This is a genomic window from Acinetobacter sp. XH1741 (genome assembly GCF_041021895.1).
In the GTDB taxonomy this organism is placed as follows: domain Bacteria; phylum Pseudomonadota; class Gammaproteobacteria; order Pseudomonadales; family Moraxellaceae; genus Acinetobacter.
This window is the reverse complement of sequence record NZ_CP157428.1, coordinates 1,293,088-1,306,167: the sequence shown is the minus strand read 5'-3', so window position 1 is coordinate 1,306,167 and position 13,080 is coordinate 1,293,088. Positions and strand designations below refer to the sequence as shown.

At 41.0% G+C, this 13,080-nt stretch carries 11 protein-coding genes; 3 read left to right on the top strand and 8 right to left on the bottom strand.

What is annotated here, in order from left to right; genetic code table 11:
* The 5 genes from nuoF to ndhC form a co-directional block, all read right to left on the bottom strand.
* Entirely contained in the window at positions 1 to 1,332 is a 1,332-nt protein-coding gene (gene nuoF, locus ABLB96_RS06320; protein ID WP_348895951.1) for an NADH-quinone oxidoreductase subunit NuoF, read from the bottom strand.
* On the bottom strand, positions 1,329 to 1,838 hold the full coding sequence (gene nuoE / locus ABLB96_RS06315) for an NADH-quinone oxidoreductase subunit NuoE (protein WP_003653477.1): 510 nt from the start codon (positions 1,836 to 1,838) through the stop codon (positions 1,329 to 1,331). Before nuoE ends, nuoF begins: the two co-directional genes overlap by 4 nt.
* 14 nt (positions 1,839 to 1,852) lie before the next feature.
* Positions 1,853 to 3,640, bottom strand: a complete 1,788-nt coding sequence (gene nuoC, locus ABLB96_RS06310) for an NADH-quinone oxidoreductase subunit C/D (protein WP_284119193.1) — start codon at positions 3,638 to 3,640, stop codon at positions 1,853 to 1,855.
* An 84-nt stretch (positions 3,641 to 3,724) separates the two neighbouring features.
* Complete coding sequence (locus ABLB96_RS06305; protein WP_002050353.1) at positions 3,725 to 4,402, bottom strand: NADH-quinone oxidoreductase subunit B family protein; 678 nt, start codon at positions 4,400 to 4,402, stop codon at positions 3,725 to 3,727.
* 6 nt (positions 4,403 to 4,408) lie between these two features.
* Positions 4,409 to 4,960, bottom strand: a complete 552-nt coding sequence (ndhC, locus tag ABLB96_RS06300) for an NADH-quinone oxidoreductase subunit A (protein WP_263613015.1) — start codon at positions 4,958 to 4,960, stop codon at positions 4,409 to 4,411.
* 426 nt (positions 4,961 to 5,386) lie between these two features.
* On the opposite strand from ndhC, the gene ABLB96_RS06295 reads away from it, so the two are divergent.
* Both ABLB96_RS06295 and ABLB96_RS06290 read left to right on the top strand, forming a co-directional pair.
* Entirely contained in the window at positions 5,387 to 6,808 is a 1,422-nt protein-coding gene (locus tag ABLB96_RS06295) for a GGDEF domain-containing protein (RefSeq protein ID WP_348895952.1), read from the top strand.
* Positions 6,809 to 6,901: 93 nt separating this feature from the next.
* Positions 6,902 to 7,255, top strand: a complete 354-nt coding sequence (locus ABLB96_RS06290; RefSeq protein ID WP_348895954.1) for a hypothetical protein — start codon at positions 6,902 to 6,904, stop codon at positions 7,253 to 7,255.
* Positions 7,256 to 7,276: 21 nt separating this feature from the next.
* Here the strand turns inward: ABLB96_RS06290 and bfmS are convergent, their stop codons facing one another.
* Genes bfmS through ABLB96_RS06275 form a run of 3 tightly spaced genes read right to left on the bottom strand, consistent with a single transcriptional unit; the run spans position 7,277 to position 9,878 of the window.
* Positions 7,277 to 8,926, bottom strand: a complete 1,650-nt coding sequence (gene bfmS, locus ABLB96_RS06285) for a sensor histidine kinase BfmS (protein ID WP_348895956.1) — start codon at positions 8,924 to 8,926, stop codon at positions 7,277 to 7,279.
* Positions 8,927 to 8,958: 32 nt separating this feature from the next.
* Positions 8,959 to 9,675 carry a response regulator transcription factor BfmR gene (bfmR, locus tag ABLB96_RS06280; protein WP_000076440.1) on the bottom strand — a complete coding sequence of 239 codons (717 nt, stop codon included), beginning with the start codon at positions 9,673 to 9,675 and terminating at the stop codon, positions 8,959 to 8,961.
* Positions 9,672 to 9,878: a hypothetical protein gene (locus ABLB96_RS06275; protein ID WP_348895957.1), complete on the bottom strand. Its 207-nt coding sequence runs from the start codon at positions 9,876 to 9,878 to the stop codon at positions 9,672 to 9,674. The genes bfmR and ABLB96_RS06275 overlap by 4 nt, the downstream gene beginning before the upstream one ends.
* A 329-nt stretch (positions 9,879 to 10,207) precedes the next feature.
* On the opposite strand from ABLB96_RS06275, the gene ABLB96_RS06270 reads away from it, so the two are divergent.
* Entirely contained in the window at positions 10,208 to 13,042 is a 2,835-nt protein-coding gene (locus tag ABLB96_RS06270; protein WP_348895958.1) for a ribonucleoside-diphosphate reductase subunit alpha, read from the top strand.
* Positions 13,043 to 13,080: the final 38 nt, after the last annotated feature.

The window sequence follows — 13,080 nt, the reverse complement described above, 5'->3', positions numbered from 1 at the left end:
TTAAGCTTGTTCTACGTGGCTGGTTTGCACGACAGGACGATTCGTCACTTTCGCTTCAAACTCACCACGGAAATGTTTGAGTGCGCCCATAAGCGGCTCCATCGCACCTGGTGCGTGGGCACAGAAAGTTTTACCAATCCACAATTTACGAGTTAACTCTTGTAAATGATCGATATCTTCTTTCTTACCTTCACCTGTCTCAAGTGCTTTAAGCGCTTTCACAGCCCATGGCAAACCATCACGGCATGGTGTACAGAAACCACATGATTCACGCGCAAAGAACTCTTCTAAGTTACGAGTGAGCGATACCATGCATTGAGTTTCGTCTACCACCATCAACAAACATGTTCCCAAACGAGAACCTGCTTTCATAATAGTGTCCGCATCCATTGGTAAATCAATGGTATCTGCCGGTAAAAAGTCAGTTGAAGCACCGCCTGGTAACCATGCTTTAAGCTTCAAGCCTTCACGCATACCACCAGCATGATCTTCAATTACTTCACGAGCAGTCGTACCAAATGGAAGTTCCCAAAGACCAGGGAATTTAACTTTACCTGACGCACCATAAATCTTAGTGCCTGGATCTTTTGATTTACCAGCTGATAAACCGATATACCATTCTGGACCACGAAGCATGATTGCTGGCAAGTTGTTATAAGTCTCAACGTTGTTCACAATCGTCGGACGACCCCATGCACCAGCAACTTGCGGGAATGGTGGTTTCGTACGCGGGTTAGCACGTCGACCTTCAAGTGAGTTAATCAGTGCAGTTTCTTCACCGCAGATATAACGACCTGCGCCTGTGTGCACGTGTAAGTCGAAGTTCCAGCCAGAACCTAAAATGTTGTCACCTAAGTAACCTTTAGCGCGAATTTGCTCAAGCGCTTCATTTAGGTATTGTGCAGCTTCGATGTATTCGCCACGAATGAAGATATAACCTTGAGTTGCTTCTAGGGTATAACCTGCAATCAACATGCCTTCGATCAATTGGTGAGGAAGTTTTTCCATCAACAAACGGTCTTTAAAGGTACCCGGTTCCATCTCATCGGCGTTACAGATTAAGTAACGTGGACCACCATCATTTGGCGCCATTAGAGACCATTTGATCCCTGCTGGGAAGCCTGCACCACCACGACCTTTTACAGTTGCAGCTTTAATGACGTCTAACACTTCAGCAGGTTTCATACCTAATGCTTTTTTAAAGCCTGCATAACCTTCAAGTGCTTCGTAATCGTCAGCGCTACGTACTGCTTCTTGTTTGCTTAAACGCCAAGTCAGTGGATGAGTTTCCGGATTACCGTCGCCATAAATTGGTTTTGGTTCGGTATTCATACATACTTCTCCAATAACTGTTTGATTGATGTCACTTCCACTAAACCGTGAGTATCTTCATCAATCATTAACGTTGGGCCTTTGTCACAGTTGCCTAGGCAGCAAATTGGAAGCAGTGTAAAACGACCATCTGGTGTCGTCTGACCATACTGAATTCCTAATTCGCGCTGGAACGCTTCAGCAAGTGTTTCTGCACCCATCAAGAAGCAAGCAATTGAGTCACAAAGCAAAATTACGTGACGACCTACCGGATGACGATAGATACGGTTGTAAAATGTTGCAACACCCTCTAAATCTGCAACACTCATCGACAACAACTGTGCGATGGCATTCATTTGAGCATCATCTACCCAGCCATTACGGCGCTGTACACACTTCAATGCATCCAAAGAAGCTGCACGTGGGTACGGATAGTGACCAATGTGATGTTCGATGTCGTGAATTTCTTCCGCAGTCAAAATTCCTTCAACATTCACACGTGGTTTTTTATCAGTCAAAATCATCATTATTGTGTTACCTCTTAGCGATCCACGTCAGCCATAACCACGTCAATGGTCGCCAGATAAATGATTAAGTCAGATACTAAACTGCCGTTAATCACTGAAGGCATTTGCTGTAAGTGAGTAAACGTCGGTGTACGAATACGCGTACGATAACTCATCGTTGCCTTATCCGAAGTCAAGTAATAAGTACTTGCACCTTTCACAACTTCAGTCATGAATGATGATTCACCAGCAGGCATGACAGGACCCCACGAAACGCTCAAGAAGTGCGTAATCAAGGTTTCAATATCTTGTAATGTCTTATCTTTAGGTGGTGGAACAGCCAATGGATGATCCGCTTTATATGGACCAGAAGGCATGTTATCCAAACACTGTTTGATAATTTTGAGTGACTCAGTAATTTCACGGAAGTGAACAAGAACACGAGCGTATGCATCGCCTTCATACTCAACTGGCACATCAAAATCGAAGTTTTCATAGCCACTGTATGGACGGTATTTACGTACGTCGAAATCAATACCTGTTGCACGTAAACCAGTACCAGTCACACCCCACGCAAGCGCAGATTTCGCATCGTATTGAGCAACATTACGTGTACGACCAATAAACACAGAGTTTTTAAGTGCAGCTGTGTAGTATTCGTTCAGACGTTTTGGCATCCACTCTAGCAAATCTTTAACAAGTTTTTGCCAGTTGTTTGGAAGGTCATGTGCTGTACCACCAATACGGAACCATGCTGGGTGCATACGGTAACCCGTGATTGCTTCAACAATGTCGTAAACTTTTTGACGGTCTGCGAACATATAGAATACTGGTGTCATACCACCGGCATCCTGAATTGCCGTACCACAGAATAACAAGTGGTTATTAATACGGAACAATTCGTTCAACATGACACGAATTACTTGTGCACGTTCAGGAACTTTAATACCTGCCATTTGCTCTACAGCCATGACATAAGGCATGTTCTGAGCACAACCACCTAAGTAGTCGACACGGTCAGTATAAGGAATGAAAGAATGCCATGTTTGACGTTCAGCCATCTTTTCCACACCACGGTGGTGATAACCAATATCAGGTACACAGTCCTTCACTTCTTCGCCATCTAACTGCAATACAACACGGAACGCACCATGTGCAGATGGATGGTTAGGACCCAAGTTCAAGAACATGAAGTCTTCGTCAGCATTACCACGCTTAAGCCCCCAATCTTCAGGTACAAAGCGTAAGTGTTCCTGTTCGAAATCTTGTTTCGCCTTGTCTTGCATGTACGGCGTATATTCTGTCGCACGTGCTGAATATTCTTTACGAAGCGGATGACCTTCCCAATAAGTTGGCAACAAGATACGACGGAGCATTGGATGCCCTTCGAAATTGATACCGAACATATCGTAAGCTTCACGTTCATACCAGTTGGCATTTGGCCAGATATTTGTCGCTGTCGGGAGGTTAAGATCATTTTCGTTCAAGGCAACCTTGATACGAATGTCACTATTACGCTCAAGCGATAATAAATGATAGAACACAGTGAAGTCAGATGCTGGTAAACCATCACGATGTTGACGTAAACGCTCATCCATCGCTGATAAGTCAAACAGCATTACATAAGGACGTTCCACTTTACGCAGGAACATAAGGACTTCTTGCACGCGTGCGCGCTCAACCCAGACTGTTGGAAACTCTTCAAAAGTCGCCTGCACATAGAAGTTCTCACCAAATTTGGTTTTGAGTTCTTCTACGATTGCAAATGCTGGGCGTGAATCAACTGGTGTTGACTCTGGCATAGCAATGTCAGTTTCAGCCATTGGCTTGGCTTCCTATTTAATACAAATTCTGTCAATTTTCTCGATGAACATATCGGTTAGATATGTCAAAGCACCGTCAAAAAATTATTTAATCTCATCCATAGAGCGTAAGTTTTTAACGGCAATACGCTGTGCATTCTTACGATCACGTTCTGGCATCATCTTTGGCTTATACACTGGCTGAAGATCATCACCGATCACGGCAGAAAGCGGGCGTCGCTCTAATTGAATCTGGTCTTGTAAAAGCATTAATGCTTGGATTAATGCTTCAGGACGAGGCGGACAACCTGGGACGTACACGTCAACAGGAATGATTTTGTCTACACCTTGAACTACTGAATAGATGTCGTACATACCTCCAGAGTTTGCACAAGCACCCATTGAAATAACCCATTTAGGCTCTAACATTTGTTCATACAAACGTTGAATAACCGGAGCCATTTTTACAAAGCATGTACCTGCAACAATCATCAAGTCAGCCTGACGAGGTGAAGCACGAATAACCTCTGCACCGAAACGGGACAAGTCATGTACGCCTGTTAAAGTCGTAGCATATTCAACGTAACAACATGAGGTACCAAAGTTAAATGGCCACAAAGAGTTTTTACGTCCCCAGTTTACTGCTGTATGCAAGACATCCTCTAAACGAGTCATGAATACGTTTTTATTCACTTCCTCTTCAAGCGGATCCGTCACGATTTGACGTTCTTGCAATGGGTATTGATCAGCATCCGGATTCGCGCGGGTCAGAGTATATTTCATCCCGACTTACTCCTTTTCAGATGACAATGCAGGTGTAGTTTTTGACTTAACACGACCTGATGATTGGGCTGGAATCTGGCCTGTAGGGTCAGTTACGAGCTCTTCAATAGAGTTAAAGCGTGTGATTTCAGCAATGTTCATTGATGGTGAACCGACTTTAATCTTTTCACCAGCTGATTTACGACGATCTGCCGGTGACCAACTTAAGGCACCTACAGAGAAGGCATAAACAAGCGCAATTAACAGGTCAACGACAAAGATCACGACAGTGGTATATCCCAACCACCCTACTTCACGCACCGAAGTAGACCATGCATAGAGGTAAAGTGCCTCTAAGTCGAAAACAACAAAGAAAATTGCAACTAGATAGAACTTTGCAGACAGGCGAATGCGAGCGCCACCAGCACTCACGACACCTGATTCAAACTGCTCTTGCTTAGCACGTCCCCACGATTTTCCCCCGAGGAGTAAGGGAACTGTGAGCATAAAGACGCAAAGAAATGTAACGCCGATCACGAAGGCGATAATCGCCCAGTCGTATGGAGTAATGGCACTCATGCGGGGATAACTCCTGGCAGGCCTATTATTTAACAAAGAATGTATGTATTGGCCTTTGAATACACCAAACACAAAATTAATCCCGCCAATTGTACCTGATTTCTAATTTCCCATGCTAGTTGAAGCGTCTTAGTCTTTTGGATGATTTTCCAATCAAAAGTATTGATCTATGTCTTGTAGAGGGGGTTTCACCGCTTATAATCGGTTTATTTGATAGTTTTAGCACTTGTAATGATTTTTTTCATTTTTTGATTTTTAATATTATTTGCACAATTGCTCAATCGGTCAATTTAAACACCTTACTTTTTTATAATATTAGGCCGTTTTTTATTGTATTCATCTTCCCCTCTGAATTATGATGAATGTTTAATCATGCATTAATATTTTTTACTCTTGGATAAGAGTGTTTATCATTAAGGGCAGCTGATGCCATACTCACTTCGTGAATTTTCATTTTATTCCTCCCTGAAATTTTTCTTCCTATTTACCATTATTATTTCGATATGCTGTTTTATTGGAATTGCATCTCGCCCCCTTAGTTTTCTTGCATTTTTCTGGCCCGCCAACTCCATATTTCTTGGCCTACTGATCCGTTTCCCACAAACGCGCCAACTAGGAAGCTTTATAGGGGCTTTTACGGGTTATATGATTGCCGATTTGATTAACGGCACCCCGCTTTTTTTAACTATTATTTTAACCATCTCCAATTACCTATATGTGGTGACTACATTAGCACTCGCCATGTTGTTTAGTCGCCATATAAAAGCAGCTTATCGGGGTTACTCTTATTTAGTCTTATTTGCATTATGCGGTATTGGCAGCGTAACCGGTGCTTTTTTTACAGCAACCTTCGTGCCCATGTTTAATACAAAATTTATGATAGGAGATTTTTGGGCTGAGTTTGGTTATTGGGTGACATCAGAACTACAAAATGCGTTGCTGTTATTACCGATTATTTTAAATATTCCTCCCTACCCTAAAATAAAACACTATTTAAGTAGAAATCGTAACGCCATTAACACTGCGGACTTATTACCTTTTTTGGCGGTTTTACTTTCAATTGGCGTAAGTTGTTACGATTCAGGACCAGGTTCCCTGCTTTATCCTATTGCAGCTTTAATCTGGTGCGCTATTCGCTATAAACCGATTATTGTTGCCCTGATTACATCGTTTGCTAGCGCTTATATTATTTATCATGTGTCTAGTCATTATTTATTGCTATATCCAAATGAATATTTAAATAACACCATTTCATTTCGGATTGGTTTAATTATGATGACCATTGCGCCGCTCACAGTTTCTAGTATTAGTGCGCTTCACTCCGAATTAATTCAAAAGCTACAACATGCCATTGCACACGATGAACTCACTTCAAGTTTAACCAGACGTCAATTTTTACAATCAGTTCGACTGCTCCAAGAAAAAGTACAGAAGGAAAATAAAACCTCTGCTTTTTTTATGCTGGATGTCGACCATTTTAAAAATGTGAATGACAATTATGGGCATTTAATTGGTGATAGAGCCTTACAAACCTGCGTAACAACTATCCAAAATATTTTACACCCTCATGATTTGTTAGGGCGTTTTGGCGGCGAGGAATTTGCAATTTTTATTCCGGACACCACCAAAGAAGCAGCGTTTGAACTTGCCGAAAGAATACGCATTAAAATTAGCCAGCAGCCTATTTATGTTTATGGGAAATTGCCTATTTTTGTACAGGTAAGTATTGGTATTAGCTTATATTCACCAAGCTCTCATCGTTCTATTGAAAGTCTTTTTAAAGAAGCAGACGACGCACTCTATCAAGCAAAGCGCGAGGGACGTAATCGAGTTTTTATTTCTTTGTAATATTCCTAAGTCATCATCTAGTGTAATGAATTTTATACAATAACTTCTGTTTTTGCCATGTATGCTAGGAACAGATAATAAGGAGAAAAATGTATGAATCTAGAATATACGCATAAACCAGACTATTACTTGTTTGCACAATTACTCGTGCGACATATAGAAAGCTATATTCAAAAACACCCAGATGCAGATAATGCCATTTTTGACTTGCGAGATGTCTATGAGATTTTTAGACAAGATTTCGCGTCAACCACAACAAATCTAGAAGGCATTTTACATATTGCAGATTCATATAAAGTTGAAACTTTGAATGGAGACCAACCTCTTATTCAAAAATATCAAATCGATGCTAAAAACAATTCGCTCTTAATTGACTTTAATCCAGATGCGCTCAATAGCTTAAGAAGTGGCAAACCTATTTTAGAACCCGATGCGAGCCAATTATAAATAAACCAATAAAAAAGCACCTTATGCAGGTGCTTTTTTATTTGCCTTGAGTGGCGGTTGTTTGAATCGATGTGCAGGCCACGTCATGATAAAACGCGCACCACCTAAGCTTGGGCTTTCATCAACTTTGATTTCGCCGCCAAACCAGTAAGCAATACGACTTACAATTGAAAGACCCAAACCATAACCACCTGACGCACGCGTACGGCTGTCATCTAAACGTGCAAAGGCTTCAAATACACGCTTGCGGTCTTGTTCAGGAATACCCGGCCCATCATCTTCAACACAGACAAAAGCCATGCCATCGCTATGAATACCACCTGTAATACGTACTTTGTTATCACAATAGCGAACAGCATTACCTACCAAGTTTTGTACAACACGGTGTAGATAACGGCGCTCTGCATCTACTTTTACATATAAAGGAGGTGGAATGAGTTCAATTTCTTTTTGGGTTTTTAAAGCTTCAGTTTCAACAGCAACCTGATCCAACACTTCAAAAAGTACAATTTCCGCAAAATCTAATGAGGGTGTACCCTGCTCTAGTTTTGCATAGGTCATAATTTCGTCAATTAAGGTATTGAGTGCTTCAATATCTTTATCAATCATGTCGACCTGATGCATACGATGATTGTAATCATCTTCTTCGGCTAACATTTCTGTACCAAAGCGAATACGCGCAACAGGAGTTCTAAGTTCATGAGACACAGCACGCATTAACTCACGCTGAGCTTCAATCAAACGCTGAATATGATCGGACATATTATTATAACTTGAAGCCAAATTTGCCATCTCATCACTTCCTTCAATAGGAACACGCAATGACAAATCACCCGATTTCATACGGTTTAATGCATAACGCACTTGTCGGATCTTGCGCTCTAACGGCAGAATCAAACCATAAACACCCAAACTTAATAAGAATAGGCTAAATAAGGTAATCCCTGCCGAAAGCTGTAATGGCATCCAGTTAAACATTGGAACTGGGCCCAACACCAAAACTTGTGCAGGGTGATTCGGGATTGGAGACACAATCGAAATAGTAGTGCCACGTACTGTTGCACTATCTTTGTACAACATAACGCTTTGATCTTGGCGTAAACGTCCAATCTGTTCCGAGTCCAGATTTACATCTTGAACATTTTGAATATTAATTGGATATGAGAAATGCTTTTGAATCTTGGCAAGATATTCTTGCTCTTGCCCAGGATAAAACATCAAATAATCGAGCACAAAAATAGGGAGGGCTTTCATTTGCCTTTCACTAATTTTGTCGACTTTAATTGATAAATAATGTTGAGGGTCGTCACGTAAGCCAATAATCACATACGCAATGCTATTACTGGCATCGTAACGAACTACAGATTTTTGTGCTTCGATCCGCTTTTTCTCGGTTCGAGACAATTCAACCTTATTTGCATCGGTGTAATAAATTGGAAGTTCAAGCAAATCAGATGCATCTGAAATCCAATCTATCTTCTGCTGCTTCCCAGGTTGTCGAGCAACTCCTTCACTAATGACGTACGAAATACCATCAGTTAAAGACTCGCGGTATTCTTGTGCGCGTTGATAGTTGATAATTTGTACCAGTAAATAGCCAAAAACCGCTACCAAAACAACAAGAATTACCAATCCCGCATATATTCGCAGGAATATACTGTGTTTAAACACTCGACCAACCTTATAGGAAGTTTAATCAGATTTTACAATCCATTGGTTTCTTTAACAAACAAGTAACCTTTACTACGTACAGTTTTAATACGCTTTGGATTTTCAGGATCATCGCCAATTTTTGGACGAATACGTGAAATACGTACATCGATTGAACGGTCTTGACCATCGTATTCGATACCACGTAAACGCTCGAAGATATCTTCACGCGATAAGATACGACCAGCATTTGAAGCAAGCAACCATAACAAGTCATATTCAGCACTTGTAAAGTCAACTAACTCACCGTTTAAAGTCACTGAACGGCCGCCATTGTCAATCACAAGGTCATCAAATTCAATACGCTGTGCAACTTCATCTTCAACAGTTTTATCTGTGCGACGTAATAGTGCACGAATACGCGCTAATAGCACACGTGGTTGAACTGGTTTAGCAACATAATCGTCTGCACCCATTTCTAGACCAAGTACCTGATCCATGTCTTCTGTACGTGCAGTCAACATCAGAATCGGTTGATGGTAGTGTGGACGAACTTCACGGCAAACTGTTAAGCCATCGGCACCCGGCAACATGACATCCAAGACCACTAGATCTGGTTGTTCACTAATAATACGACGAATTGCACGGTTACCATCAGTTTCTACACCAACTTCCAAACCGTTGCGGATTAGATATTCTTGAGTTAATCGCGCTAAGCGCTCATCATCTTCAACGATCAGAATCTTTGGTAACTTTTCTTCTTGGCTCATATCATTGCCCCTATAAATCTCATTACATGCATCTTAAAAATCTTGCAGATACATTCGTTTATCATTTGCAATATACACACGTTTACATTGTAAACAAGTAGGCGTTCACCAAACTGATACATGACAACTGTGTTTTGTTGCATTTTATTAGCCTTTGAATTTCCAAGTATTTTTAAGATCTGTTTATTGTTATTAAAAGTCATAATCTATTCATATTTCCTATGTATGAATATTAAACAAATTATTTCTTCTTTGATTTTAAATTCATTCAAGTGCTTGTTTTTTGAGTTATCCACAAAGTTATCTATAAGTGTTTTTTGTTAGCTTTGGTATGCTATCTCCCGACAAATCATACAGATAAAAAATTACTAAAAAGTCAAGATTGATCTAGCTTAAAAAATCCCGTATCTTGTGTTGAAAATAAACTTTAACTACTAAGTCTTGTGTTTATCCCTCAAATATCGTGGCATGTTTTTTGCTCGGTTCAAACGGTCTATAAACATAACAAAAGTGACAATGGAGCTATGCTGGCATGAGCGTAATTACTTCGACTCCCGGTCAAATTCAGGTGATTAAACGCACTGGAGATGTTGCTGCATTTGATGCAGAGAAAATTTCAGTTGCGATTGGTAAAGCTTTTCTTGCTGTGGAAGGTCAACAGAGTTCGGATTCAAGCCGTATTCACGACCGTATTACCCAGTTGACGGAAATGGTATTAAATACTTTCACTCGCCGTTTACCATCGGGTGGTACGATCCATATTGAAGAGATTCAAGATCAAGTAGAACTTGCTTTAATGCGTACTGGGGAACAAAAAGTTGCCCGCGCTTATGTAATTTACCGTGAACAACGTGCTAATGCTCGTCAGCAAACAAACTCAAACCACCACCCTACTTTACAAGTTACCGATAAAAACGGTCAGCTTCAGCCACTTGATTTAAGTGCATTGCAAGCAACTGTTTCTAAAGCAGCTGAAGGTTTGGAAGGTATTGACGTTCAAGCCATTGTGGATGAAACCGTTAAGAACTTATATAACGGCGTAAAAGAAAGTGATATTGCCACAACCATGATGATGGCAACACGTACCCGTATTGAACAAGAACCAAACTACACTTACGTAACTGCACGTTTGCTTTGTAATGAGTTAGTGGGCACAGGTTTAGAGTTCTTAGGTTTAGCAACAGACACACCTGAAAACAATGCACTTGAAGCATTCTTGAAAAAAGGTGTTGAGCTTGATTTGCTTTCACCTGACTTGCTTGACTTCGACTTAGAAAAATTAGCAGCAGCAATTCAGCCAGAACGTTCTAATCAGTTCACCTATTTAGGTTTACAGACTCTATTTGACCGTTACTTCATTCACTCAAACGGCGTACGCTTCGAATTACCACAATTATTCTTCATGCGTGTGTCAATGGGTCTTGCACTTAATGAGCAAGATAAAGAAGAACGTGCAATCGAGTTCTATAACTTATTGTCTAGCTTCGACTACATGGCGTCTACGCCTACCCTGTTTAACTCAGGTACATTACGTCCACAGCTTTCAAGTTGTTATTTAACAACAATCGGCGATGACCTTTATGACATTTATGGTGCAATGCGTGACAACGCGATGCTCTCTAAATGGGCTGGTGGTTTAGGTAATGACTGGACACCAGTACGTGCCTTGAACTCTTATATTAAAGGTACAAACGGTAAATCTCAGGGTGTTGTTCCGTTCCTTAAAGTAGCGAACGATACAGCAGTTGCGGTAAACCAAGGTGGTAAGCGTAAAGGTGCGGTATGTGCGTACTTAGAAACTTGGCACTTAGACATCGAAGAGTTTTTAGAACTTCGTAAAAACACAGGTGATGACCGCCGCCGTACACATGACATGAACACTGCGAACTGGGTTCCAGACTTGTTTATGCAACGTGTATTTGAAGATGGTGAATGGACACTGTTTACTCCTTCTGAAACTCCAGACTTGCACGATTTAACAGGTGCTGAATTTGCTGAGCGTTATGCTTACTATGAGTCTGTAGCGAAAGAAACTAACATGCTACACAAGAAAGTACGTGCTAAAGATTTATGGCGCAAAATGCTTTCTATGTTGTTTGAAACTGGTCACCCTTGGATCACGTTCAAAGATGTATGTAACTTACGTTCACCACAACAACACGTTGGCGTAGTTCACTCATCTAACTTATGTACTGAAATTACCTTGAACACAAATCAAGATGAAATTGCAGTATGTAACTTGGGTTCGATCAACCTTGTACAACACGTTCAAGGTGGTGTGTTAGACCGTGAGAAATTAGCTCGCACTATTAAAACAGCAGTACGTATGCTCGATAACGTTATCGACATTAACTACTACGCTGTACCACAAGCGAAAAACTCGAACTTGAAACACCGCCCTGTCGGTATGGGTATCATGGGCTTCCAAGATGCACTATACGAAATGGGTATTGCTTACGGTTCAGACGCTGCTGTTGATTTTGCAGATGAATCAATGGAAGTGATTAGCTACTACGCGATTGAAACTTCAAGCAACTTGGCTGTTGAACGTGGTGCTTACTCAACATTTAAAGGTTCATTGTGGGATCAAGGTATCCTTCCAATCGATTCTTTAGAAATTGTTGCGAAATCTCGTCCAGAGCGCATGTTCGAAGTTGACCGTACTCAACGTTTAGACTGGGACACTTTACGTGCCAAAGTTCAAAAAGACGGTATGCGTAACTCAAACGTGATGGCGATTGCTCCAACTGCAACCATCTCGAACATTTGTGGTGTTTCTCAGTCTATTGAGCCAACATTCCAAAACTTATATGTGAAATCTAACTTGTCTGGTGAGTTCACTGTAATTAACCCATACCTTGTTCGCGCATTAAAAGATCGCGGTCTTTGGGATACAGTGATGGTTAACGACCTTAAACACTTTGAAGGTTCAGTACAAAAAATTGCACGTATTCCTGAAGAATTAAAAGCAATCTTTGCTACTGCATTTGAAGTAGATACACGTTGGATCGTTGATGCTGCATCACGCCGTCAAAAATGGATTGATCAAGCTCAGTCACTTAACCTTTACATCGCTGGTGCAAATGGTAAGAAACTTGACATCACTTATAAGATGGCATGGTTACGTGGTCTTAAGACGACTTATTACCTCCGAGCTTTAGGTGCAACTTCTGCTGAAAAATCTACAATCAACACAGGTGCGTTAAACGCAGTTAAACCTGCGACCGTTGAAGCGGCTCCAGTTGCTGCCCCTGTTGTAGAAGCGAAGAAACCAGAAGCAGCAGTTGAAGAAGAAGGCTTTACCCAAGCAGCTCCTGTACCAATGGCTTGCTCAATAGACAACCCTGATTGTGAAGCTTGCCAATAACATTCAATAAAATTGCTCTTTTTCACTAAAGAGCAATT

What these genes read in the sequence shown, in the direction of transcription:
- nuoF (WP_348895951.1), bottom strand. Translation starts at nt 1,332, where the DNA reads ATGAATACCGAACCAAAACCAATTTATGGCGACGGTAATCCGGAAACT.
- nuoE (WP_003653477.1), bottom strand. Translation starts at nt 1,838, where the DNA reads ATGATGATTTTGACTGATAAAAAACCACGTGTGAATGTTGAAGGAATT.
- nuoC (WP_284119193.1), bottom strand. Translation starts at nt 3,640, where the DNA reads ATGGCTGAAACTGACATTGCTATGCCAGAGTCAACACCAGTTGATTCA.
- ABLB96_RS06305 (WP_002050353.1), bottom strand. Translation starts at nt 4,402, where the DNA reads ATGAAATATACTCTGACCCGCGCGAATCCGGATGCTGATCAATACCCA.
- ndhC (WP_263613015.1), bottom strand. Translation starts at nt 4,960, where the DNA reads ATGAGTGCCATTACTCCATACGACTGGGCGATTATCGCCTTCGTGATC.
- ABLB96_RS06295 (WP_348895952.1), top strand. Translation starts at nt 5,387, where the DNA reads ATGCCATACTCACTTCGTGAATTTTCATTTTATTCCTCCCTGAAATTT.
- ABLB96_RS06290 (WP_348895954.1), top strand. Translation starts at nt 6,902, where the DNA reads ATGAATCTAGAATATACGCATAAACCAGACTATTACTTGTTTGCACAA.
- bfmR (WP_000076440.1), bottom strand. Translation starts at nt 9,675, where the DNA reads ATGAGCCAAGAAGAAAAGTTACCAAAGATTCTGATCGTTGAAGATGAT.
- ABLB96_RS06275 (WP_348895957.1), bottom strand. Translation starts at nt 9,878, where the DNA reads ATGACTTTTAATAACAATAAACAGATCTTAAAAATACTTGGAAATTCA.
- ABLB96_RS06270 (WP_348895958.1), top strand. Translation starts at nt 10,208, where the DNA reads ATGAGCGTAATTACTTCGACTCCCGGTCAAATTCAGGTGATTAAACGC.